This is a genomic window from Nocardioides sp. NPDC101246 (assembly GCF_044767415.1).
GTDB lineage: Bacteria > Actinomycetota > Actinomycetes > Propionibacteriales > Nocardioidaceae > Nocardioides.
On record NZ_JBIWNX010000004.1, the window covers coordinates 185,384 to 207,999 of the forward strand.

Here is a 22,616-nt window from a genome sequence, read left to right on the forward strand (position 1 = left end):
CCTTGGACGGTAAGGCATCTCAGGGCTCGATGAGACCTGCTCTGATGGCGTACCTGGTCACCTGGGTGCGATCGCGGAGTCCCAGCTTGGCGAGGATGTTCTCGCGGTGCCGCTCGACGGTCTTGTAGGAGATCGTCAGCTCGCGGGCGATCTCGCGGGTCGAGTGGCCCTCGGCGATGAGCTTGAGCACCTCGTCCTCGCGCTCGGTCAGCACCGTGCGCGGCAGGCTCTCGCCGCGGTTGAGACGGTCGAGGTAGTCGCGGACCAGCGCGCTCATCGCGCCGGGGTAGACGAAGGCCTGGCCGCTCATCGCGGTGCGGCACGCCTTGACCAGGTCCTCGTCGGCGACCGACTTGAGGACGTAGCCGCTGGCGCCGACCTTGAGCGCCTCGAAGAAGTACTGCTCGTTGTCGTGCATCGAGAGCATCAGCATCTTCGGAGGCGTACGCATCCGGGCGATCGTGCGCGCGGCCTGCAGCCCGGTCATGCGGGGCATGGCGACGTCGAGGATCACCAGGTCGACCTCGACGTCGCGCAGCGCGGCGACGGCCTCGGCCCCGTCGGCGGCCTCGGCGACCACCTCGAGGTCCGGCTCGGCATCGAGGATGAGGCGGACTCCGCGGCGGACCAGGGTGTGGTCGTCGGCCAGCAGGATCCTGATCTTCGCAGGCGTGGGAGTCACAGCGGCACCTCCAGGCGGACGGTGGTGCCGCGGCCGGGCGTGCTGGTCACGCTCAGGTCGGCACCGACGAGCAGGGCCCGCTCCCGCATGCCGCTGATCCCGGCACCGGCCACCAGGGCGGCGCTGCCGCGGCCGTCGTCGGAGACCGTGAGGACGACCTTGTCGCCGACCTTGCACAAGGAGAGCTCGGCGGTCGCGGCGTGGGCGTGGCGTACGACGTTGGTGAGCGCCTCCTGGGCGACCCGGTAGATCACCAGCTCGCGGTCCTGGGGCAGCTCGGGAAGCCCGCGGCCGATGGTGCGGCGTACGGTCGTACGCCCCAGGGCGCCGACGTCGGTGGCCAGCGAGGCCAGGGCGGCGTGCAGGCCGAGGTCCTCGAGCACGCCCGGCCGCAGCTGCCGGGCCACGCGGCGTACGTCGTCGATACCGGTGCGCGCGGACTCGCGGACGGCGGCGAGCTCGGGGCGCACCGCCTCGGGCACCTGGCGCTCCAGCCCCTTGAGCCCCAGGAGTACGACGGTGAGCGACTGACCCACCTCGTCGTGCAGCTCTTGGGCGATCCGATGGCGCTCCGCCTCCTGCGCGGCGAGCGCCTTGGCGTTGCTGGTGCTCCGCTCGGTCTCCAGCCGGTCGAGCATCGCGTTGTAGCTGGCCACCAGACGGGCGCCCGCGCCCTTGCCCTCGGTCGTCAGGCGCTGGTCGGGGGAGAGGTGGTCGACCGAGTCCATGGTGCGGATCACGCGGTCGATCGGCGCCAGGCTGCGCAGCAGCAGGAGCGCGTTGAGGGTCGCCATCACGGCCAGCCCGACCGCCAGGATCACCGCCTCCGAGGCCAGGACGCGCTCCGAGACCCGGGCCGGGGACAGCGCCAGGACCAGGGTGCCGACGCAGAAGACCGTCCCGTTCGTCAGGCACACCCGCCAGTAGAGGGGTAGATGGCTCATACCGACAACCCTGACATGCTCCCTGGCCTGGACTTATGGGTGGCAGCACCCATTCGGATCCGGAGCGTGGTCGCGGAGAGTCGTTGGTATGGAGCTCAACGCATGATCGTGTACGCAGCGGTGGCCGTTTTCATCGTCACCTACGGCCTCATCGCCACCGAGCGCGTCCACCGCGTCGCCGCCGCCCTGGGAGGCGTCGCCGCGATGGTCGCGCTCGGTATCATCAACGCCGAGTCGGCCTTCTTCAGTCATGAGACCGGGGTCGACTGGGACGTCATCTTCCTGCTCTTCGGGATGATGGTGATCGTCGGTGTCCTCAAACAGACGGGCCTGTTCGAGTTCCTCGCGCTGTGGGCGGTCAAGCACTCCGGCGGCCGTCCGGCGCGGCTGGCGACGCTGCTGATCCTGGTCACCGCGGTGCTCTCGCCGATCCTCGACAACGTGACCACCGTGCTGCTCGTCACGCCGGTGACCCTGTCGGTCTGCGAACGGCTGGGCCTGCGCCCGATGCCCTACCTGATCTCACTCATCCTGGCCGCCAACGTCGGCGGCACCTCGACCCTGATCGCCGACCCGCCCAACATCATCGTGGCCAGCCGGGCCAACCTGACCTTCGACGACTTCCTGATCCACTCCCTGCCGCTGTGCCTGATCCTGATCGTGGTGCTGATCGGGCTGGTCCGGGTGCTCTTCCGGCGCGAGTTCCGTGGCCGGGTCGACCTGGACGGCCTGATCGAGCCGCCCGCCTCGGCGATCCCGGACCGCGGGCTGCTCTACCGCTGCCTGGCCGTCCTGGCCCTGGTGATGCTCGCCTTCGGTCTGCACACCGAGCTCCACCTGGACCCGTCGATGGTTGCGATGCTCGGCGCCGGCGCGATGGTGGTCGTCTCCCAGACGCGGACCGAGGCGTTCCTCGAGGAGGTCGAGTGGTCGACCCTGGCCTTCTTCATGGCGCTGTTCGTGCTGGTCGGCGGCCTGGTCGAGGTCGGTGTGATCGGCTCCCTCGGGACGTACGCCGCTGAGCTGATGGGCGACAACGAGCTGGCCGGAGTGACCGGGCTGATGATCGGCTCGGCCGTCGTGGGCGGTTTCGTCGACAACATCCCCTACACCGCGGCGATGGTGCCGATCGTGGAGGAGATGGTCGCAGCGACGCCGTCCTCGGGCGCCGACAGCCCGCTGTGGTGGGCCCTCGTCTTCGGCGCCGATCTCGGTGGCAACACGACCGCCGTCGCCGCCGGCGCCAACGTGGTGGTGCTCGGCCTCGCCGCCAAGGCCGGCCACCCGATCAGCTTCTGGAAGTTCACCAGGTACGGCATCGTGGTGACGATCGTGACCCTCGCCGTCGCCTGGGTCTACGTCGCGCTGCGCTACTTCGTGCTGGCCTGACGCTCTCTGTAAGCGGCGACGGCGTTGCGATTGGTGCAGGTGGCCGAGCAGTAGCGCTTGGAGCGGTTGCGGGAGAGATCGACGACCACGCCGGCACAACCGTCGTCGGCGCAGATCGAGAGCCGGGACAGCTCGCCCGCTCGGATCACGTCGACCATGGCCATCGCGGTCTCGACCGCGATCCGCGTGGCCAGCGGAGCGTCGGGCTCGGTCGCGTGGATGTGCCAGTCGTAGGTCGTGTGGCGGACCAGCTGAGGTGTCGCGCGGTGCTCGGCGAGCATCTCGTTGGTCAGTCGCACGGCCTCGTCGCGCTCGGCGGTGAGCAGATCGCGCAGCCGGACGCGGAGGTCACGGACCTCGTCGAGCTCGGCGCGGTCGCGGTCGTGCCGACCCGTGTAGTCGTACGTCACGAAGAACTCGTCGAGGGCCGCCACGGTGGCCAGCTCGTCGACCGAGCCGGGGGAGAGGGCAAGGGTGTTCGCCAGCGCCGCGGCTGCCTGGAGGCCTACGTCGGTGTCATGGGTGAAAACCATGTTGACACATTACCGCGTCGGTGGGATTGTCATGTGTCATGACGACGTTGACCAATGACGAGGCGGTGCCGCAGAGCACGCAGAAGACGCCGCTGGTGGCTGCCGGACTGCTGATGGCGGTCGTCTCGGCGGTCACGTTCAGCCTCTCGGGGCCGCTGGGGCGTGGGCTCTTCGACACCGGCTGGTCGACGGGCGGCGTGCTCGTCTTCCGGGTAGGCATCGGCGCCGTCGTGCTGGCGCCCTTCGCACTGCGCGCGCTCGCCGGCCGGTGGAGGGGTGTCGCCACGAGCTGGCGGGTCGTGGTGGCGTACGCACTGCTGGCGATCGTGGTGCCGCAGTTCGCGTTCTTCTCGGCGGTGCAGTGGATGGCAGTCGGGCCGGCGCTGCTGCTGGAGTACATGGGGGTCGTGCTCGTCGTCGGCTGGATGTGGCTGCGGCACGGCGAGCGGCCCTCGCGGCTGACGATGGTGGGCGCGCTGGTTGCGATCGCCGGGCTCGTGCTCGTCCTCGACCTGGTCAGCGGCGCGAACGTGCACCCGCTCGGCGTCCTGTGGGGCTCCGCGGCCGCCGTCGGACTGGCCGGCTACTACGTGCTCAACGCCCACTCCAGCACCACGCTGCCACCACTCGCGCTGGCCTGGCTCGGCCTGACCGGCGCCACGGTCCTGCTCGCGCTGCTCTGCCTGATCGGGGCCATCCCGTTCGAGATGCATACCGCGCCGGTGGTCCTGGCGGGACTGGAGATGCCGTGGTGGGGGCCGCTGATCGGTCTCGGCGTGCTGACCTGTTCGGTCGCGTATGCCACCGGCATCGCCGCCACCCGCACCCTCGGTTCGCGGCTCTCCTCCTTCGTGGGTCTCCTCGAGGTCGTCTCGGCCGTCGTCGTCGCCTGGCTGCTGCTCGGCGAGGCCCCCGGCCTCGTGCAGCTCATCGGCGGGCTGGTCGTGCTGGCCGGCATCATCGCGGTCCGGCAGGGAGAGCAGGCGACGGCCGTCTCCTGAGAACGCGAAGCGCCGCACGCATCGGCTGCGTGCGGCGCTTCACAGGTGTGTCGGGACTAGCGCTCGTCCTGTGCCCTGACGTAGACCTCGCGGACCAGCATCAGGACGGCGGCCGCTGTCGGGATCGCCAGCAGGGCGCCGACGACGCCGAGGAGCGAGGCACCGATGAGGGCCGCGATCACCGTGACGACGCCGGGGATGTCGACCGAGCGGGACATGACCCGCGGATAGACGACGTAGTTCTCGAACTGCTGGTAGGCGATGTAGAAGATCACCGCGATCAGGCCCGTCTTCAGGTCGGTCGTCGCGAAGGTGATCGCGCAGACGATGATCGCGCCGATGGTGGCCCCGATCATCGGGATCACGTCGGTGATCATGACGACGAAGGCCAGGGCGACAGCGTATTCGCCCATCCCGATGACGAAGAGCAGCACCAGGGTGGACAGACCGGCGCACAGCGCGACGATGAAGGCCCCGGAGACGTAGCCCCCGATGCCGTCGAAGACCCGGTCGCCGAGCTTGCCGACCCGCTCGCGGCGCGAGGCCGGAGCGAGGCGGTAGATGGCGTTCTTCGTCTGGTCGTAGGCGGCGATGAAGTAGAGCGTCAGGACGACGACGATGAAGCCCGTGACGAGCACGTTGATCACCGCCAGGCCCACGCCGAGCGCCCCACCGAAGGCACTGCTGACGAAGTCACCGCTGGCGACGTAGTCCTGCACCTTGTCGAGGATCTGGTAGTCCTCGTTGAACTGCTGGATGCGCTGGTTGCGCTGAAGCTCGTCGATCCAGTCCGGGACGTTGGCCGAGATCTTGGCGACCTGGTCGCTGATCACCGGAACCAGCGCCACGAAGAAGAGCGCGAGAGCGCCCAGCACGCCGAGGATGACGCTCAGGACCGCCCACGGACGCGAGAAGCCACGCCGCTGCAGGAACACCACCATCGGGTTGATCCCGGCGGCGATGAAGAGCGAGACCACCACCTGGAGGATCACGCTCCCCATCGTGGTGAGGAGGTTGCCCGCCGCGTAGGCCGTCAGCAGGCCGAGGCCGAGGAGCAGCCCGAACAGGTAGGGCGACTTCCGGTCGAACGGCGGTCCGGGCTTACCGAACCGCTTGTCCCGCTCGCTCTCCTCCTCCGGCTCCTCGAGGTCGATCGCCGCCTCGCTGTCGACCGTCGTGTCGTCGCTGGAGTCGGTCTGGGCAGACGTCGTCTCCGGACCGTCGGCAGGACGGTCGGCAGCGGCGGTGCTCACCGGCTCTCGGTCGCAGTCTCGGGCTCGCGGATCGCGGTCTTCTCCGAAGGCTCGTCGTAGTCGTCGTAGTCCTCGTCGAGGTCGTCGTCGGAGCCGACCAGGGTGACGCTCTCGTCGACCTGGTCCACGAGCTCGCCGTCGACGATGTCCTCGTCCTCGGTGATCGGCTTCGGCGCCTCCAGCTCGGCCGGGTCCTCGGTCTTGCCGAACCCGGAGACCAGGTCGGTGAGCGAGGAGAGCTGAGCAGCGATCGCGTCGCGACGCTTGGTGAGACGGTCGACCTCGGCCTTGATGATCGCGTGGCCCTTCTCGGCCTCGACCGTCGCGGTGGAGGCGAGGTGGTCGGCCTCGGCGCGAGCCTTGGACAGGATCGCCTCGGCGTCGCGGCGGGCGCGAGCGACGATCCCCTCGGACTCCTTGGCCAGCTCGGCGCGCTGGTCGGCGACGTGCTGGGCGGCGATCCGGGCCCGCTCCTCGGCGTCGGCGGCGCGGGTCTCGCCCTCGGTCACGATGCGAGCGGTCTCGGCCATCGACTGGTCGTGGTGGTCGGCGGCCTCGCGGGCGAGACGCTCGCGCTCGACGGCGAGCATCCGCCGCGCCTCCTGGACCTCACGGTCGGCGCCGGCGCGGGCCTTCTCGACCTCGCGCTGGGTCGAGGTGCGCAGCTGGGTGACGTCCTGCTGCACGGCGAGCCGGACCTGGTCGGCCTCGCGCTTGGCGGCGGCGAGCAGCTCGTCGCTCTCGGCCTGCACCATCTTGCGGGCCTGCTGGACCTCCGCGGTCACCTTCTCGCGGTGATCGTCGATCTCCTTGTAGTGCGTCGTACGCAGCGCCTCGATGTCACGCTGGGCGGACGCCTTGGTCGCGGCAGCCTCACGCTGGGCGGCCTCGCGGATGACCGCGGCCTCCTTCTCAGCAGACTCCTTGACCGCAGCGGCCTCCTCCTCGGCCAGCCGGAGCATCGCGCTCGCGCGACCACCCAGGGAGGCGTACGACGGGGCTTCGTTGCCCTGAGTGGCAGCAGCCTTGAGGTCGGTGACCTTGCGCTCGAGCTCGGCGATGCGTCGCTGAGCGTTGCGCAGCGCCGACTGACCCTGGCCGTTGGCCTGGAGCAGCTGCTGCACCCGTGCGTTCACCGTGCCGGGGTCGTATCCGCCACGTCGCACGACCGGGAAGGCTGGGAGTGAGCCTGGAGCCGGTGGAGCCGAGTTGTGGCCGGAGCTGGGCGATCCGGAAGCGCCAGGAACCCGCGGGAGAACCTGTGTCTCCGTCGCGTCCTGGTCAGGCTTCTTCCGAGGCTCGGAAGCCTCGTTGAAGATGGACAGTCCCTCATTCGTCATTTGTGGCGGATTCCTCACACTTTAGGGGGGTTTGTGTCTTGCCCTCTGCTCCCAAAGGGCAAGACTACGGCCGGTCACCCCTCGCGCAAGGGGAGACCGGCCGTGAATCCAGTCTCAAATGGGCTATTTACCCGGGCCCGACGTCTCAGATTCCGCGGAACAGGTTGATCTTGTCGATGTGGGCCGCGCGCTTCTCCTCGTCGAGGACGCCGAGGCCCTCCTCGGGCGAGAGGCAGAGGACGCCGACCTTGCCCTGGTGCTTGTTGTGGTGCACGTCGAGCGAGGCCTGACCGACGTCCTCGAGGGTGTAGGTCCGCGAGAGGGTCGGGTGGATCTTGCCCTGCGCGATGAGGCGGTTGGCCTCCCACGACTCGCGGTAGTTCGCGAAGTGGCTGGAGATGATCCTCTTGAGGTTCATCCACAGGTAGCGGTTGTCGTACTCGTGCATGTAGCCCGAGGTCGAGGCGCAGGTGGTGATGGTGCCGCCCTTGCGGGTCACGTACACCGAGGCGCCGAAGGTCTCGCGGCCCGGGTGCTCGAAGACGATGTCGATGTCCTCGCCGCCGGTGAGGTCGCGGATGGCCTTGCCCAGCCGCTTCCACTCCTTCGGGTTCTGCTGGGTGCCGTCCTCGTTCCAGAACTTGAAGTCCATCTCGGAGCGGTTGATCACCATCTCGGCGCCCATGTTGCGCACGATCTTGGCCTTCTCCTCGTTGGAGACCACGCAGACCGGGTTGGCGCCGCCGTTGAGGGCGTACTGCGTCGCGAAGCCGCCCAGGCCGCCGGAGGCGCCCCAGATCAGGACGTTGTCGCCCTGCTTCATGTTGCCGCCGTTGGCGGAGACGAGCTGGCGATAGGCGGTGCAGTTGACCAGACCGGGGGAGGCGGCCTCCTCCCAGGTGAGGTGCTCGGGCTTGGGCATCAGCTGGTTGGCCTTGACCATCGCGACGTCGGCGAGGCCGCCGAAGTTGGTCTCGAAGCCCCAGATGCGCTGGGAGGGGTCCATCATCGTGTCGTTGTGGCCGTCGGGGGCCTCGAGCTCGACGCTCAGGCAGTGGGCGACGACGCGGTCGCCCGGCTTCCACTTGGTCACGCCCGCGCCCACGGCCAGCACGACGCCGGACAGGTCGGAGCCGACGATGTGGTAGTCGAGGTTGTGGCGGGCGCCGAGCTCGGACTCCTTGCCGTAGCGCTCCAGGAACCCGAAGGTGGAGACCGGCTCGAAGATCGAGGTCCACACGGTGTTGTAGTTGATCGCGGACGCCATCACCGCGACGAACGCCTCGCCCGGACCGAGCTCGGGCAGGGCGACGTCCTCGACGTGGAGGGACTTGCGCGGGTCCTTCTCCTTGGTCGCGACGCCCTCGAACATGTCGACCTCGTCCTTGTGGACGGTGGCGGCACGGTAGTGGTCGGGAATCTCGAGGTTCGCAAACTCCTCGCCGGGCGTATCGCCGGCAAGGATCGCGTCGAGGATGTGTTGCATGGTCGGCTCCTGCGTCGTCGTAGGGGTCGCGGTTGACTCTAGTTCGCTGGACATTACTGGTGAGTAACCGCAATGACCAGTCAGATGTGACACACGACTCTTGGATCGTTCACGTGCCCTGGTGGGCGCTGGGGGTCAGCGAGGCTCAGTGAGCCGGGTTGGCGGCCGGCTCGACGAGCTCGACCAGGACGCCGCCAGCGTCCTTGGGGTGGATGAAGTTGATCCGCGAGTCGGCCGTGCCGCGACGCGGTGCGTCGTAGAGAAGACGTACGCCGCGCTCCTTGAGGATCGCCGAGACCTGCTCCACGTCGGTGACCCGGTAGGCGAGCTGCTGCATGCCGGGGCCGTTGCGGTCGAGGAACTTGGCGATGGTGCTGTTCTCGTTGAGCGGGGCGAGCAGCTGGAGCTTGTTGTCGGAGTCGCCGATCGCGATCATCGCCTCCTCGACGCCCTGCTCCTCGTTGGTCTCGCGGTGGGCGAGCTTCATGCCGAAGGTCGTCTCGTAGAAGTCGATCGCCGCGTCCAGGTCGGCGACGGCGAGACCGACGTGGTCGATCTGGGTGAACAGGTGCGGAGGGATCTCGACTGATGTCATGGGCCTACTCTCCTTGAGCTCGGGTCCAACGGGCACAATGTGTGATGACAGCCACACCAAGCTGCAGTCAACACTCTTCCCACGGAGGTTACTAATAAGTAACCTCATGGGCGGATCAGCACCAGCAAACTTTTTTGGAGGACCCATGTCCAACGTCATCGTCGCCGGGGCACGTACGCCGATCGGCCGCCTGCTCGGCGGGCTCAAGAGCCTGTCCGCGGCCGATCTGGGCGGCGTCGCCATCAAGGGCGCCCTGGAGAAGGCGGGTGTCTCGCCGGAGCAGGTCGACTACCTGATCATGGGCCAGGTCATCCAGGCCGGTGCCGGCCAGAACCCGGCGCGCGCGGCCGGCGTCGCCGGCGGGCTGCCGATGAGCGTGCCTTCGCTCACCATCAACAAGGTCTGTCTCTCCGGCCTCAACACCATCGCCATGGCCGACCAGCTGATCCGGGCCGGCGAGGCCGAGGTCGTCGTCGCGGGTGGCATGGAGTCGATGACCAACGCGCCGCACCTGCTGCCGAAGTCGCGTGAGGGCTTCAAGTACGGGGACACCACGCTGGTGGACTCGATGGCCTACGACGCGCTCTACGACCAGCTCACCAAGCAGGCGATGGGCGGGCTCACCGAGCAGGTCAACGCCGAGGGCGTGAAGCTCACCCGCGAGGAGCAGGACGCCTTCGCCGCCACCTCGCACCAGCGCGCCGCCGCGGCCCAGAAGAACGGCGTCTTCGACGACGAGATCGTCCCGGTGTCGATCCCGCAGCGCAAGGGTGACCCGGTCGTGGTCAGCGCCGATGAGGGCGTACGCGGCGACACCACCGCCGAGTCGCTCGGCAAGCTCCGCCCGGCGTTCGCCAAGGAGGGCACCATCACCGCGGGGTCCGCCTCGCAGATCTCCGACGGTGCTGCCGCCGTCGTGGTCATGTCGAAGGAGAAGGCCGAGTCCCTGGGCCTGGAGTGGCTGGCCGAGATCGGCGCCCACGGTATGGTCGCCGGCCCCGACTCCTCGCTGCAGCTGCAGCCGGCCAACGCCACCGCCAAGGCCCTCGAGAAGGAGGGCATCACCGCCGCCGACCTCGACCTCGTCGAGTTCAACGAGGCGTTCGCCGCCGTCGGCATCGAGTCCACCAAGAAGCTCGGCCTCGACCCCGAGATCGTCAACGTCAACGGTGGCGCGATCGCCCTCGGCCACCCCGTCGGCATGTCCGGTACGCGTGTCGTGCTCCACCTCGCCCACGAGCTCAAGCGTCGTGGCGGTGGCACCGGTGCCGCCGCGCTGTGTGGCGGTGGCGGTCAGGGCGACGCCCTGATCGTGCGTGTCCCCAAGGCGTGAGCCATCGCTGATGTGAGCGACCTGGTCGCGCGCGCCCGGGGCGGTGAGCCCCGGGCGGTCGCGCGGCTGGTGTCGTACGTCGAGAACGCCCCGGTCGGTGGGGGAGAGCGGCTCCGTGAGGTGATGGCAGCGCTCGCGCCTCACAGCGGGCACGCCCACATCGTGGGGCTCACCGGCGCACCCGGGGTGGGGAAGTCGACCACCACCTCCGCGCTGGTCCGCGAGCTGCGCTCCGAGGGGCGCACCGTGGCGGTGCTGGCCGTCGACCCGTCCTCGCCGTTCTCCGGTGGCGCGCTGCTCGGTGACCGGATCAGGATGACCGACCACGCCACCGACCCGGGTGTCTTCATCCGCTCGATGGCCTCCCGGGGCCACCTCGGCGGCCTGGCCTGGTCGGCCCCGCAGGCGATCCGGGTGCTCGACGCGGCCGGGTTCGACGTCGTGCTGGTCGAGACCGTCGGCGTCGGCCAGTCGGAGGTCGAGATCGCCGGGCTCGCCGACACCACCGTGGTGCTGCTCGCGCCCGGGATGGGTGACGGCATCCAGGCCGCGAAGGCCGGGATCCTGGAGATCGGCGATCTCTACGTCGTCAACAAGGCCGATCGCGACGGCGCGACCAAGGTCCAGCGCGACCTGCGCGGGATGCTGCGCCTGACCGACCGCACCCAGGGGGCCTGGACCCCGCCCGTCCTCACTGCCGTCGCCCAGGCCGGCAAGGGCCTGGCCGAGGTCGTCGGCGCGCTCGACGAGCACCGCGAGTGGCTGCGCTCCAGCGGGACGCTGGAGCTGCGGCGTACGCGCCGGGCCCGGGCCGAGGTCGAGGCCATCGCCGTCGAGACCCTGCGCGCGAGATGGTCGTCGGTGGGTTCGGCCGGCGACCTGGACGCCCTGGCGGCGGACGTGGTCAAAGGTGTGCGCGACCCCTACGCCGCCGCCGACGTCCTTCTGGCCGAGGATTCGGTCGCTGAGGCCGAATAGTCGATTTTCGGCGTCAGGAACCTACTTCTCGGGGGAGGTTGTCCCGGCGTACGGCTTGTTTGTCGACTTCCGCACAGTGAGATCACTATCGTTGGTTACGTGAACCTCTTCGGTGTCGACATCTCCAAGCACCTTCTGCGAGACGAAGGTGAGGTCGTCGTGGACGAGGTCACCCATCACTGGGTCTCCTACATCAAGCCGGTTGCCTTCGCGATCCTCGGGCTGGCGCTGATGATCGTGGCGGCGACGATCGACATGAACGTCGCCTGGATCCTGGTGCTGCTCGCCTTCGGGCTCGTCGGGTACGCATTCTGGCAGGCGCTCGTGATCAGCCGGGACCGGTTCGTGGTCACCAACATGCGCATCTTCCGCGTCCACGGCGTGCTCTCGAGCGAGCTGGCGACCATGCCGCTGGCGCGAGTCCTCGACATCACGGTGAAGCAGTCGTTCACCGGCCAGATCTTCAACTACGGCCACTTCGTCTTCGAGTCGGCCGCCCAGGAGCAGGGCCTCAACAACATCTACTTCGTCGGTCGGCCGAACGAGCGAGACCTGACCATCCAGCGTGTCGTCCAGCGTGCGGGCCTCCGTGGCAGCGTCGGTTAGACCGTCCTCATAGGATTGCCCCCATGACGCAGCAGCCGTTCTCCCGTCCCGGAGCCGTCGACCTCTCCGGGCTCGCCAGCACCACGCCCGCACAGGACGCCCCCTTCGGCGGTCCGGCCGATGCGGCTTCCGCTCAGGGGCGAAGTGCCGGCTCGTACACCGTCGAGGTCGACGAGCAGATCTTCCAGTCGGTGCTCGAGGCGTCGATGACCGCTCCGGTCGTCCTGGTCTTCTACTCGGCCTCCCGCGCTCCCGAGAGCGTCACCTATGCGGGCGACGTGTCGGCGGTCGTGGAGGAGTACGACGGCCGCTTCCTGCTCGGCCTGGTCGACATCGACAAGAACCCGCAGATCGCGCAGGCGCTGCAGGTGCCCCAGGTGCCGCTCCTCTACATCCTGCTCGACGGCCGGCCGGTCACCCAGCCGATCCCGGGCGCGCTCAACCTCGAGGAGTTGCGTACGGTCTTCCAGCAGCTCGGCCAGCAGCTCACCACCCAGGGCATCGGCGGGCGGCACAAGCCCAACGCCCTCGGCGGTGCCGTGGCGACCGAGGAAGGGGACGAGCCGGCGATGGATCCGCGCTACGCCCCGGCCCAGGACGCGCTGGAGCGCGGCGACATCGACGCCGCCGTGGCCGAGTACGAGAAGCTGATCGCCTCCAACCCCGCCGACTCCGAGGCCGCCGCCGGGCTGGCGATGGCCAAGGTGCTGCAGCGTACGCAGGGGGTCGATCTCAACGCCGCTCGTGCCGCCGCCGCGGCCGCGCCCGACGACGTCGACGCGCAGACGCTCGTCGCCGACCTGGATCTGCTCGGCGGCCACGTGGAGGACTCCTTCCTCCGGCTGGTCGAGCTGGTGCGACGTACGTCGGACGCTGATCGCAACAAGGCGCGCGAGCACCTGCTGGGCCTCTTCGCCGCGGTCGGCAACGACGACGAGCGGGTGCTCAAGGGCCGTCAGTCGCTGGCCTCGGCCCTGTTCTGATCGGCCCTGTTCTGACCGACCCTGTTCTGACCGGCCATGTTCTCGGCACCGTGCTGAGCCGCTAGCGCGGTCAGCACCGCGGTGACCGCCGGTGAGGCGGTCATCGTGCGCCGGTGCAGCGCGAGGATCTCGCGCGTGGGGACCGGGTCGACGACGCGTACGGCGACCAGGTCCTCACCCAGCGCCGCTCGCCCCATGCGGGGGACGAGCGCGATCCCGAGCCCAGCTCGCACCAGCGCCAGATGGCTGTCGAACTCCATCGAGACGTGCGCGATCCGGGGCAGCCCGCCGGTGCCGGCGTACATCCGGTTCAGCCACTGCCGGCAGATCGTGCCCTCCGGAGTCGCGATCCAGTCCTCGGCGACGAGGTCGTGCGGGGTCACCTTGGCGAGCTGGGCCAGCGGATGGTCGCGATGGGCGATCACGTCGGCGATGTCGCGGTGGAGCTCGGTGGTGACGAGATGGTCGGGGATGGACAGCGGCACGTCGCCCCAGGAGTGCACGACGCCGATCTCGCTGTGACCGGTCGCGACCAGGTCGACGGTGTCCCACGGCTCGCGTTCGGAGAGGGTGAGGGCGAGCTCGGGATGGGCGATGCGGAGCTCGCCCGCGACCGGCGCGACCAGTCCGCGCATCGCGGTCGAGAAGGCGGTCAGCCGCAGCCGCCCGGCCACGGTGGTCGCCTGCTCGTGCAGCCCGGACTCCAGCGACTCCATGTCGGCGAGCAGCCGCGACCCCTCATCGACGAGATGCCGGCCGGCGTGGGTGAGCATGACGCCGCGGCCGATCCGCTCCAGCAGAGGTACGCCGACCTGCCGCTCGAGCCGCTTGACCTGCTGCGACACGGCGCTGGGCGTGAAGCCCAGGGCGTCGGCGGCCGCGACCACCGAGCCGTGGGTGTCGATGGTGCGCAGGGCGACGAGCGAAGCGAGGTCGATCATGAAGGAATATTACGTCATCGAATGAAGAATCATTCGCTGGTGCTTCATCGTCTTGGGGGTCATCGTTGATGGTGTGAACCGCCGTGACTCGCTGCTCGCCGTCCTCGTCGCCGTCCTGTGGGGCTTCAACTTCGTCGTCATCGACTGGGGCCTCGAGACGCGCGATGGGCATGCGGTGCCGCCGCTGCTGCTGCTCGCCGTGCGCTTCGTCCTGGTCGCGTTCCCGGCGGTCTTCCTGCTGCCGCGCCCGAAGGCGTCGTGGCGGGTGGTGGCGGCGGTCGGGATCTTCATGAGCCTGGGCCAGTTCGGGCTGCTCTACACGAGCATGGCCGCCGGGATGCCGCCCGGGCTGGCCGGCCTGGTGCTGCAGGCGCAGGTCGTGCTCACCATCGTCATCGCGGCCGGTGTGCTGCGCGAGCGGCCGACCCTCATGCAGGTGGTCGGGGTCGTCGCCGGCGCCCTGGGTCTGGTCGTGGTGGCGCTCGGGCGAGGCGGTCACGTACCCGTCGTCGCGCTGGTGCTGTGCCTGCTCGCCGCGCTGTCGTGGGCGATCGGCAACGTGATCTCCCGGGCGGCCAAGGTGCCAGGCGGGCTCTCCCTGACGGTCTGGTCGGCCCTGGTCGTTCCGCTCCCGCTGCTGGCGCTCTCGCTGGTTCTGGACGGACCGGAGGGGATCCGCGAAGGGGTGGCCGCCTTCGGCTGGGAGGCGCTCGTCTCCACGGTCTACACGGTGGTGCTGGCCTCGTTCGTCGGCTACGGGATCTTCAACTCGCTGCTCGCCCGGCACCCGGCGTCGTCGGTGGTGCCGTGGATCCTGCTGGTGCCGCCGGTCGCGATCGGCTCGGCGTGGCTGCTGCTCGGGGAGGTGCCGAGCGCCGGCGAGCTCGCCGGTGGCGCGCTCCTGGTGATCGGGGCGCTGGTCGCCCAGGGAGTCGTACGCCTGCCCCGGTCGTCCGGGGTCGTCGAGCCGCTCCCGGAGCTCGCCGAGAGCGAGCGTCGCTGACGAGCCCCGGATGTGGCCGGATGTGGCCAGTCTGCTGATGTGACTTCCGTCATAGATGTGACGTGAGACATACTCGACCTCCGTAGGAATTGAATCGTTTCAGGAGGTGCGATGAGAGCCCTGGTCAGCCTTGCGCTCGTGGCGTCAGCGGTCGGTCTGATGCCGTCCGCGGCGGTGGCGAGCGGCCCGTCCGACGAGGTGGCCGCCCCGGTGCGGCTCAGCGTCGGAGGGGTGAGCGATCCGATCGGCATCGACGACCTGACCCCGGATCTGCAGTGGCGCAACGGCGCCGGGGTCGCCCGTCAGACGGCCTACCAGGTCCGCGTCGCCTCGACCCGCGGCCGCCTCGGCCGTCCCGACCTGTGGGACAGCGGCCGGGTCCGCTCGGCCTCGATGGCGACCTCCTACGCGGGAGACCGCCTCGGCTCCCGCGACGAGGCGCTGTGGCAGGTCCGCGTGTGGGACGCCGCCGGCCGCGCCAGCGAGTGGAGCCGGCCCGCCTCCTTCGAGATGGGCCTGCTCGACGAGTCCGACTGGCAGGGGGAGTGGATCACCGACCGACGTTGGGCGGAGCCGCTCCACCAGGACGTCAGCATCGGCGCGCAGGAGACCCGCTACGTACGCCTGACCGTGATCGACCTCGGCCGCCCCGGTGAGCCGCTCGACGACCCGGACTGGAAGCCGCGCCTCGAGCTCGGCGAGATCGAGGCCACCCTCGGCGCCGACGGGGCCAACCTGGCCGAGGGCGCCACCGTGACGGTCTCCGAGGAGAACTCCGAGCCGGGCGTGTGGGATCCGTCCTACCTGACCGACGGCAAGCTCACCACCGCGGACGACCCGCGCGGCTACCGCAGCGACTACCACCCCGAGACGGACGTCCAGGACCAGCCGATCGAGATCACGATCGATCTCGGCGAGCCGACGACGATCGACACGATCCGCCTCTACTCGCTGTGGGACGCGCCGAGCGAGTACGGCACCACGCCGAACTTCCCCCGCGACTTCCAGGCCTCGGTCTCCACCGACGGCGCGACGTTCACCAAGGTCGGGCCGCGGACCAAGGTCACCGCGATCTCCAACCTGCACACGGCTCCCGAGGCGCTGCCGGTGCTGGCCGAGGACTTCACCGCCCGTGCCGGCGTCGCCTCCGCGCGCCTCTACGTCACCGGTGAGGGCGTCTACGACGCCTCGCTCAACGGGCGACCGGTCTCGAAGGACCTGCTGCAGCCCGGCAACACCGAGCACAGCGTGCGGGTTCCCTATGCCACCTACGACGTCACCGGACTGCTCCGCAAGGGCAGCAACACCTGGGGGATCGAGCTCGGCAACGGGATCTACAACGTCTTCAACACCCCCGAGATCCCCAAGCGCTACATGAAGGCCGCCGCCGGGCACGGCGCCCCGCGGGCGATGGGACAGCTCGAGATCACCTACCGCGACGGCCGGCGCCAGACGGTCGCGACCGGGTCCTCGTTCAAGTCGACCCTCGGCGAGGTGACCTTCTCCAACTGGTACGGCGGCGAGGACCACGACGCCCGGCGCGACCTCGGCGCCTGGAACGAGCCCGGCGCGAGCCGCGCCGGCTGGCTCGACGCGGTCGACATCGGCGCCCCGGCGGGCGACCCCGAGCTGGTGGCTCAGCAGAGCCCGCCGATCCGCGAGGTCGACACCCTGGAGACCGTCGCCGTCAAGGAGCCGAAGCCGGGGACGTACGTCTTCGACCTCGGCACCAACTTCGCCGGTTGGCAGCAGCTGACGACCAGCGGCCCGGCCGGGACCACGATCACGATGCGACCGGCCGAGAAGCTCAAGGCCGACGGCACCGTCGACCAGGGCAGCGTCGGCGGCGACATCCGGGACCGGTTCACCCTGGCCGGCACCGGCGAGGAGACGTTCACCCCACGGTTCGTCTACCACGGCTTCCGCTACCTCCAGGTCGAAGGCCTGACCACCCCGCCGACCGCCGAGACCGTGAAGGGGCTGGTGCTGCGCGCCACCGACCGGGCGGTCGGGTCGTTCACCACCTCGGATCCCCAGATGACCGGGATCCACAAGATCATCGACCGCTCGGTGCAGTCGAACATGTACTCCGTCTTCACCGACTGCCCGCACCGCGAGAAGCTCGGCTGGCTCGACCAGACCAACCTGGTCTTCGACACCCTCGCCTACGGCTACGACGTCCAGGCGCACTACCGCAAGATGCTGCAGGACGTCGTCGACGCCCAGCGGGACAACGGGCTGATCCCGACCACGGCACCGGAGGACGCCCTCTTCGCCGGGGCCTTCCGGCACGACGCCAACTGGGGCGCGACCCTCGCGGTGTCGTCCTGGCAGATCTACCAGTGGTACGGCGACGACAGCGCCATGCGCGCCCACTGGCCGCAGATGGTCGAGTACGCCGACTACCTGGCCTCGATCGCGAACGGTGGCATCGTCTCCGGTGGCCTCGGTGACTGGATCACCCCGGCCTCGCCTGCCACACCGGCGCCGCTGACCCAGACCTGGGCCTACCACCGCATCCTCACCCACATGAGCCAGATCGCGGCCGCCCTCGGGCGCGACGGTGATGCGGCAGCGTACGAGAAGAAGGCCGGGGAGGTGGCGACCGCTTTCCAGGCGACCTTCTACCACCCGGAGACCGGCCTCTACGGCAACGGCGACCAGGCCAGCCAGGCCCTGGCGCTCCAGGGGAACCTGGTGCCGGCCGACCTGCGCGAGGGCGTGCTGGACAGGTTCGTGCAGCAGATCCGCGACGCCGACGACCACATCGTCGTCGGTGAGGTCGGCCTGTACGCCGCTGTCGACCTGCTCTCCCGGGAGCGGCTCGACGACGTGCTCCACGACTGGGTGCAGCGCAACGACGGGGTCAGCTACGGCAAGTTCCTCGCCGCCGGCGCGACCTCGCTGCCGGAGAGCTGGACCAGCTCCGGCGCCTCGCAGAACCACTACATGCTCGGAGCGATCGACGCCTGGTTCACCGGCGGGGTCGCCGGCATCACCCAGGCCGACGACTCGATCGCCTGGAAGAAGGTCGTGATCGAGCCCGCGCTCGTCGGTGACGTCGCCTCCGCCTCGTCCTCCTACGACTCGGTCCGGGGCACGATCTCCAGCTCCTGGGTCCGGGCCGACGGCACGGTCAGGCTCACCGCCACGATCCCGCCGAACACCAACGCGACCGTCCGGGTGCCTGTCACCGAGGGCCAGCGGGTCATCGCGCCCCGAGGGGCCCGCAAGGTCACCTCGACCGTCTCCGGGTTCGCCGAGTTCGAGGTCGGGACCGGCACCTACACGTTCGTCTCCGAGTAAGGAAGTCAAGGACCATGATCAGACTCACCGGCATTCTCGCCGGCACCGTGGCCCTGGCGACGTCGCTCGCGCTCGGCACCGTACCCGCCGATCCCGCGGTGGCCACCCAGGCGTCGCACGAGGCCCAAGGCTTCGACCCGGCGGCCTTCGCCGACCCTCCGAAGGACAGCCGTCCGGCGTTCTACTGGTACTGGACGGGCAACGTGACCCCGGACGTCGTCGACGCGCAGATGGCGGAGATGCGTGACAAGGGCGTCTACGAGGCGGTCCTCTTCCCCTACGGCGGCGACAAGATGCAGCCGGCGTTCTTCACCGAGGCCTGGTTCGACATCGTCGAGCACGTCCTGCGAGAGGCACAGCGCACCGGGATGCGGATCTGGCTGTTCAACGACAGCAACTTCCCCAGCGGCAAGGCGGGCGGCATCATCGCCAACGGCGGCACCGTCGGGGACAAGACGTACGAGCCGAGCCCCGAGCTGCGTCTCAAGGCGCTGCAGCGCTCGACCCGGGTCGTCGAGGGCCCGGCGAGGATCGACCCGGCCGAGTCCAGCGGTCTCAGCGTCGAGGCCGGCCGGCTCGTCGTGGACGCGGCCATCCGCGAGGGCGCGCACCCGATCAGCTCGGGTGCTACCTGGGGCGACTACACCGCGACCGGGAAGGTCACGCTGACCGCCTCCGGCGCGCAGCTCGTCGTACGCGCCTCCGAGGACGGCAGCCGCGGCTACCTCGTCGATGTCGACGTGAAGGGCAAGGCGAGCGTCTGGCGTCTCGACGGCGGCTCGCGGACCCGGCTGACCACCGGCGTGAACACGCCGGGGTTCTCGCCGCGGCGGGAGCAGACGATCAGCGTCACCGTCTCCGGTGACCGGATCCAGCCGGTGATCAACAAGACCGTCCAGCCCGAGGCGGTCGACGCGACGTACGCCACGGGTGCGCCGGCGGTCAGCGCGGAGTTCGGCGGGGTCGGGATCGAGGACGCGGTCGAGGGCCTGCAGCGCGTGCAGTGGAACGACCTCACCGTCACGGACCCGGCCGGGGCCGCGCTGTGGTCCCAGACGTTCGACGACAGCGAGGCGATCGGCGACTTCGGCGGCCCCCTGGTGAGGCTGGAGGACACGGTCGCGGCAGCGGCTCGTCCGACGGGATCGACCGACGGCGGCGACCTGGTCGAGCTCACCCCGAACCTCGAGGACGGCTCCTGGACGGTGCCGGCGGGGCGCTGGCAGGTGGACACCTTCGCGCACACGACCTTGGTCGACGACACCAGCGGCTACCACCGCGGCTATCTCAACCTGCTCGACCCCGACGCGACCGACCGGCTGCTCGAGGTGGTCCAGGGTGAGTACCTGCGACGTTTCGGCTGGGCGATGGGCTCGGTGGTGCCGGGCTTCTGGGACGACGAGCCCTTCATCTCCTCGGCCGAGCCGTGGCCGTTCAAGCGGCTCGCCTGGTCCGACGGTCTCGCGGACCTGATCGAGGACGCGGGCGGGTCCCCGGGGGTCGCGTTCACCGCCGCCTCCGACCAGCTCGGCCGCACCGGTGAGCAGTACTCCGGGACGTACTGGCGCGCGGTCAACGACTCGTTCGCAACCAACTACTACCAGCGTCAGGCGACCTGGATGGGCAAGCACGGGCTGCAGCTGATCACCAACCCGCTGCTCGACGAGGAGGGCCCGCAGCAGCGGATGCACAGCACCGGCGACCTGACCAAGAACAACCAGTACGCCCAGGTCCCCGGCACCGACATGATCACCACCGACTACACGGCGGGCAAGCAGACCACTCTGATGCGCAACGCCGCCTCGGCGGCTCACCAGAGCGGCGCCGACCGCGCCCTGGTGGAGGTGTTCGGCAACTCCGGGTGGGGAGTCGCTCCGGAGTACATGCACGCCACGATCGGTGCCCTGGCCACCCGGGGAGCCAACTTCACCGCGCTGCACGCGATGTGGACCGACGAGAAGCAGGTCTACTTCGCACCCCCGTTCGGGCCCGCCAGCACGTACTGGGACGCGATGGGCGACGTCGACGCCTGGATCGGCCGGGTCATGGAGCTCGGCCGGGGCTCCTCGCTCGCCGAGACCGCCCTGGTGCAGCCGCAGCGGGCCGCGGAGCAGACCCGCACCACCGATGCCGAGCACGGGCTCGACGACTCGCTCAGCTCGGCCGCGTTCGCGCTCGAGCGCGGCCAGGTCGACTTCGACCTGCTCAGCGACGGCTCGCTCTCGGGCGACCCCGGCACCCGCTTCCAGGCGCGGTCCGACGACGGCGAGCTGAAGGTCGGCAAGGCGCGCTACCGGATGCTGGTGCTGCCGACGACGCCGGTGCTCGACCTGGAGACGGCGAAGACCCTGAAGAAGTTCGTACGCGACGGCGGCCGCGTCGCCGCCGTCGGGGCGCTGCCGGAGCTCGAGGCCAGTGGTCGGGACGCGGCGCTGGTGAAGGAGCTGCGGTCGCTGTTCGGCGCGGCTGCCGGCGGCTGGAAGCGGGTCGGTGACGGCCACGTCGCGGTCGTGTCCGACGTCGACGCGCTCGGTGGGCTGGCGGCCGGTGCCGGTGTCTCGGCCGCCGCGCTCAGCCCTGCCGCCCCGGCGGTGCGGGTGCTGCGTACCAGCCGGGACGGGGACGTCGCGTTCCTGGTCAACAACGAGAGCGACCAGGCGATCAGCACCTCGGCGACCCTTCCGGTCGACGGTGTGCCGGAGATCTGGGACCCGCGCGACGGCAGCACCGAGGTGGCCGCGACCTACGACGAGGGCGGGCGCGACGAGACCACCGTGCCGCTGCGGCTGGACCCCTACGAGACGCTCGCGATCGTCTTCCAGAAGGGCACGCGGGCAGGCGCGCACCTGGTCGGTGACCAGGTGGCGACGTCGGTGACCAGGCAGGGCAAGGCGCTCGAGGCGACCGTACTGGTCGACGAGCCAGGGACGACGGCTCTCATCGGCAACGACGGGCCGCGGACCTACCGTGGCGAGGCCACGGTGACCGACCCGCTGGCACCGATCGCGCTGGACGGCCCGTGGACGGTGAAGCTGGAGCGGGAGGGCGAGCAGGAGCAGACCCGGCCGCTGGGATCGTGGACCACCATCGACCCCCGCTTCTCCGGGAGCGCCACCTACCGCACCTCCGTCGACGTCACCGCCGCCGACCTGGCCGGCCGGAGGATGACGCTCGACCTCGGCGAGGTGCGCGACATCGCACAGGTCACCGTCAACGGGGTCGTGCTCCCGCGCGCGATGTGGCGGCCCTATGTCATCGACGCCACCGAGGCGCTGCGTGCCGGCACCAACACGATCGAGGTCCGGGTCACCAACACGCTGCTGAACCAGCGCGGCAAGGCCAACCAGGTCCCACCGACCTCCGGCCTGCTCGGGCCGGTCAGCCTCCGGCCGCGGGCGGAGGTCGTCGCGGAGCTGACCGCGTCGAGGTGACGTAGGAGCTAGGGGCGGCCCGACTCGGTATAGGTCGGGCCGCCCTTCAGCGCCGCCAGCGCGGCCTCGACCCGGCGCGCGGTGAAGTCGGCGGCCCGCTCACGGACCTCGTCGAGCGTGCAGAACGCCACCGAGCGGATCTCGCGCGGCTGGAGAGTGGTCTGCTCCACGATCGAGGCCGGGTGGACGCCGCCGTCGAAGATCAGGCAGACGGCGTCGTCCCAGCCGCCCCACGGCGGCAGCCAGTCGGTGAGGAGCAGGTCGCCGGCGGGGAGGACGAGGGCGAGCTCCTCCTCGATCTCGCGGGTGGTGGCCAGCTTCGGCGACTCACCGACCTCGACGATGCCGCCGGGCAGGTCCCAGTCCTTCTTGTAGGTCAGCTGGCACATCAGGACGCGCTCCTCGGCGTCGCGCACCAGCATCTGCCCGATCGCGCGCTTGCGCGGGAGGAACGAGTTGAGCAGCGCCCGGAAGCCCTCGGGAGCCTCCACCGGGGCGTCGCTCGCCACCCGGGCGTAGAGCATCCGGTCCTGGCCGCCCGCCACGCCCCGGAGCAGGCCCTCGCGGTGGAGCCCCGACCAGGTCGCGGTGCGCTGCTCGGTGACGTCGGCCGGGTCGACCAGCGCCTCCACCCGGTGGTGGGTGAGCAGCGCGGCGGCCACCTCGCGGCGTACGACGTCGACGGCCTCGCCCGCGGCCCACTCGATCCGGGCAACGCCCTCCGCCACCGTCGTCGTCTCTGGCTCGCTCACGCTCCAACCCTAGTGTCACAACCTGATGCGTGCCGGTGTCTGGATGGTGACGAGATGCAA

The 22,616-nt window shown here is 70.0% G+C and carries 18 protein-coding genes; 9 read left to right on the forward strand and 9 right to left on the reverse strand.

Annotated features, from left to right (window positions below):
- Positions 1–19 precede the first annotated feature (19 nt).
- Positions 20–682 carry a response regulator transcription factor gene (locus tag ACIRON_RS08705; RefSeq protein ID WP_091047850.1) on the reverse strand — a complete coding sequence of 221 codons (663 nt, stop codon included), beginning with the start codon at positions 680–682 and terminating at the stop codon, positions 20–22.
- On the reverse strand, positions 679–1,626 hold the full coding sequence (locus tag ACIRON_RS08710; protein ID WP_091047852.1) for a sensor histidine kinase: 948 nt from the start codon (positions 1,624–1,626) through the stop codon (positions 679–681). Before ACIRON_RS08710 ends, ACIRON_RS08705 begins: the two co-directional genes overlap by 4 nt.
- 102 nt (positions 1,627–1,728) lie before the next feature.
- Here ACIRON_RS08710 and ACIRON_RS08715 point away from each other — a divergent pair, with 102 nt between their 5' ends.
- A complete protein-coding gene (locus tag ACIRON_RS08715) occupies positions 1,729–3,015 on the forward strand; it encodes an SLC13 family permease (protein WP_402991642.1) in 1,287 nt (428 codons plus the stop codon).
- On the opposite strand, the gene ACIRON_RS08720 is transcribed toward ACIRON_RS08715, so the two are convergent.
- Complete coding sequence (locus tag ACIRON_RS08720; protein ID WP_402991644.1) at positions 2,997–3,548, reverse strand: CGNR zinc finger domain-containing protein; 552 nt, start codon at positions 3,546–3,548, stop codon at positions 2,997–2,999. The two genes, ACIRON_RS08715 and ACIRON_RS08720, sit on opposite strands and share 19 nt — an antisense overlap.
- Before the next feature lie 38 nt (positions 3,549–3,586).
- On the opposite strand from ACIRON_RS08720, the gene ACIRON_RS08725 reads away from it, so the two are divergent.
- The gene (locus ACIRON_RS08725; RefSeq protein WP_402991645.1) at positions 3,587–4,549 is read left to right on the forward strand and encodes an EamA family transporter; all 963 of its coding nucleotides are present in this window, start codon (positions 3,587–3,589) and stop codon (positions 4,547–4,549) included.
- A gap of 56 nt (positions 4,550–4,605) precedes the next feature.
- Here the strand turns inward: ACIRON_RS08725 and ACIRON_RS08730 are convergent, their stop codons facing one another.
- The 4 genes from ACIRON_RS08730 to mce form a co-directional block, all read right to left on the reverse strand.
- Positions 4,606–5,802: an AI-2E family transporter gene (locus ACIRON_RS08730; RefSeq protein ID WP_402991648.1), complete on the reverse strand. Its 1,197-nt coding sequence runs from the start codon at positions 5,800–5,802 to the stop codon at positions 4,606–4,608.
- A complete protein-coding gene (locus ACIRON_RS08735; protein ID WP_402991651.1) occupies positions 5,799–6,968 on the reverse strand; it encodes a hypothetical protein in 1,170 nt (389 codons plus the stop codon). Before ACIRON_RS08735 ends, ACIRON_RS08730 begins: the two co-directional genes overlap by 4 nt.
- 319 nt (positions 6,969–7,287) lie before the next feature.
- The gene (gene ccrA / locus ACIRON_RS08740) at positions 7,288–8,628 is read right to left on the reverse strand and encodes a crotonyl-CoA carboxylase/reductase (RefSeq protein WP_402991652.1); all 1,341 of its coding nucleotides are present in this window, start codon (positions 8,626–8,628) and stop codon (positions 7,288–7,290) included.
- Positions 8,629–8,773: 145 nt separating this feature from the next.
- Positions 8,774–9,223 (reverse strand): methylmalonyl-CoA epimerase, encoded by a 450-nt coding sequence (gene mce, locus ACIRON_RS08745; protein ID WP_402991655.1) that lies wholly within the window; start codon positions 9,221–9,223, stop codon positions 8,774–8,776.
- 145 nt (positions 9,224–9,368) lie between these two features.
- Between mce and ACIRON_RS08750 the strand changes: the two genes are divergently transcribed.
- The 4 genes from ACIRON_RS08750 to ACIRON_RS08765 all read left to right on the forward strand — a co-directional run bounded on the left by ACIRON_RS08750 (position 9,369) and on the right by ACIRON_RS08765 (position 13,123).
- Positions 9,369–10,556: an acetyl-CoA C-acetyltransferase gene (locus tag ACIRON_RS08750; RefSeq protein WP_402991658.1), complete on the forward strand. Its 1,188-nt coding sequence runs from the start codon at positions 9,369–9,371 to the stop codon at positions 10,554–10,556.
- A gap of 12 nt (positions 10,557–10,568) precedes the next feature.
- Positions 10,569–11,534 carry a methylmalonyl Co-A mutase-associated GTPase MeaB gene (meaB, locus tag ACIRON_RS08755; protein ID WP_402991660.1) on the forward strand — a complete coding sequence of 322 codons (966 nt, stop codon included), beginning with the start codon at positions 10,569–10,571 and terminating at the stop codon, positions 11,532–11,534.
- 99 nt (positions 11,535–11,633) lie between these two features.
- Complete coding sequence (locus ACIRON_RS08760) at positions 11,634–12,140, forward strand: PH domain-containing protein (RefSeq protein WP_091047876.1); 507 nt, start codon at positions 11,634–11,636, stop codon at positions 12,138–12,140.
- A gap of 23 nt (positions 12,141–12,163) precedes the next feature.
- Positions 12,164–13,123, forward strand: coding sequence for a co-chaperone YbbN (locus tag ACIRON_RS08765; protein WP_402991663.1), 960 nt, complete (start codon positions 12,164–12,166; stop codon positions 13,121–13,123).
- Here the strand turns inward: ACIRON_RS08765 and ACIRON_RS08770 are convergent.
- Entirely contained in the window at positions 13,096–14,064 is a 969-nt protein-coding gene (locus ACIRON_RS08770) for a LysR family transcriptional regulator (protein WP_402991666.1), read from the reverse strand. The two genes, ACIRON_RS08765 and ACIRON_RS08770, sit on opposite strands and share 28 nt — an antisense overlap.
- A 73-nt stretch (positions 14,065–14,137) precedes the next feature.
- On the opposite strand from ACIRON_RS08770, the gene ACIRON_RS08775 reads away from it, so the two are divergent.
- From ACIRON_RS08775 to ACIRON_RS08785, 3 genes are all read left to right on the forward strand, one after another.
- A complete protein-coding gene (locus tag ACIRON_RS08775) occupies positions 14,138–15,067 on the forward strand; it encodes an EamA family transporter (protein WP_402991668.1) in 930 nt (309 codons plus the stop codon).
- Positions 15,068–15,178: 111 nt separating this feature from the next.
- Entirely contained in the window at positions 15,179–18,373 is a 3,195-nt protein-coding gene (locus tag ACIRON_RS08780; protein WP_402991670.1) for a family 78 glycoside hydrolase catalytic domain, read from the forward strand.
- A 14-nt stretch (positions 18,374–18,387) separates the two neighbouring features.
- The gene (locus ACIRON_RS08785) at positions 18,388–21,804 is read left to right on the forward strand and encodes a glycosyl hydrolase (RefSeq protein WP_402991673.1); all 3,417 of its coding nucleotides are present in this window, start codon (positions 18,388–18,390) and stop codon (positions 21,802–21,804) included.
- Positions 21,805–21,812: 8 nt separating this feature from the next.
- Here ACIRON_RS08785 and ACIRON_RS08790 read toward each other — a convergent pair whose 3' ends face one another.
- Complete coding sequence (locus ACIRON_RS08790; RefSeq protein WP_402991676.1) at positions 21,813–22,556, reverse strand: NUDIX domain-containing protein; 744 nt, start codon at positions 22,554–22,556, stop codon at positions 21,813–21,815.
- Between the last annotated feature and the right edge of the window lie 60 nt (positions 22,557–22,616).

What these genes read in the sequence shown, in the direction of transcription:
- ACIRON_RS08710 (WP_091047852.1), bottom strand. Translation starts at nt 1,626, where the DNA reads ATGAGCCATCTACCCCTCTACTGGCGGGTGTGCCTGACGAACGGGACG.
- ACIRON_RS08715 (WP_402991642.1), top strand. Translation starts at nt 1,729, where the DNA reads ATGATCGTGTACGCAGCGGTGGCCGTTTTCATCGTCACCTACGGCCTC.
- ACIRON_RS08720 (WP_402991644.1), bottom strand. Translation starts at nt 3,548, where the DNA reads ATGGTTTTCACCCATGACACCGACGTAGGCCTCCAGGCAGCCGCGGCG.
- ACIRON_RS08725 (WP_402991645.1), top strand. Translation starts at nt 3,587, where the DNA reads ATGACGACGTTGACCAATGACGAGGCGGTGCCGCAGAGCACGCAGAAG.
- ccrA (WP_402991652.1), bottom strand. Translation starts at nt 8,628, where the DNA reads ATGCAACACATCCTCGACGCGATCCTTGCCGGCGATACGCCCGGCGAG.
- mce (WP_402991655.1), bottom strand. Translation starts at nt 9,223, where the DNA reads ATGACATCAGTCGAGATCCCTCCGCACCTGTTCACCCAGATCGACCAC.
- ACIRON_RS08750 (WP_402991658.1), top strand. Translation starts at nt 9,369, where the DNA reads ATGTCCAACGTCATCGTCGCCGGGGCACGTACGCCGATCGGCCGCCTG.
- ACIRON_RS08765 (WP_402991663.1), top strand. Translation starts at nt 12,164, where the DNA reads ATGACGCAGCAGCCGTTCTCCCGTCCCGGAGCCGTCGACCTCTCCGGG.
- ACIRON_RS08770 (WP_402991666.1), bottom strand. Translation starts at nt 14,064, where the DNA reads ATGATCGACCTCGCTTCGCTCGTCGCCCTGCGCACCATCGACACCCAC.
- ACIRON_RS08780 (WP_402991670.1), top strand. Translation starts at nt 15,179, where the DNA reads ATGAGAGCCCTGGTCAGCCTTGCGCTCGTGGCGTCAGCGGTCGGTCTG.
- ACIRON_RS08785 (WP_402991673.1), top strand. Translation starts at nt 18,388, where the DNA reads ATGATCAGACTCACCGGCATTCTCGCCGGCACCGTGGCCCTGGCGACG.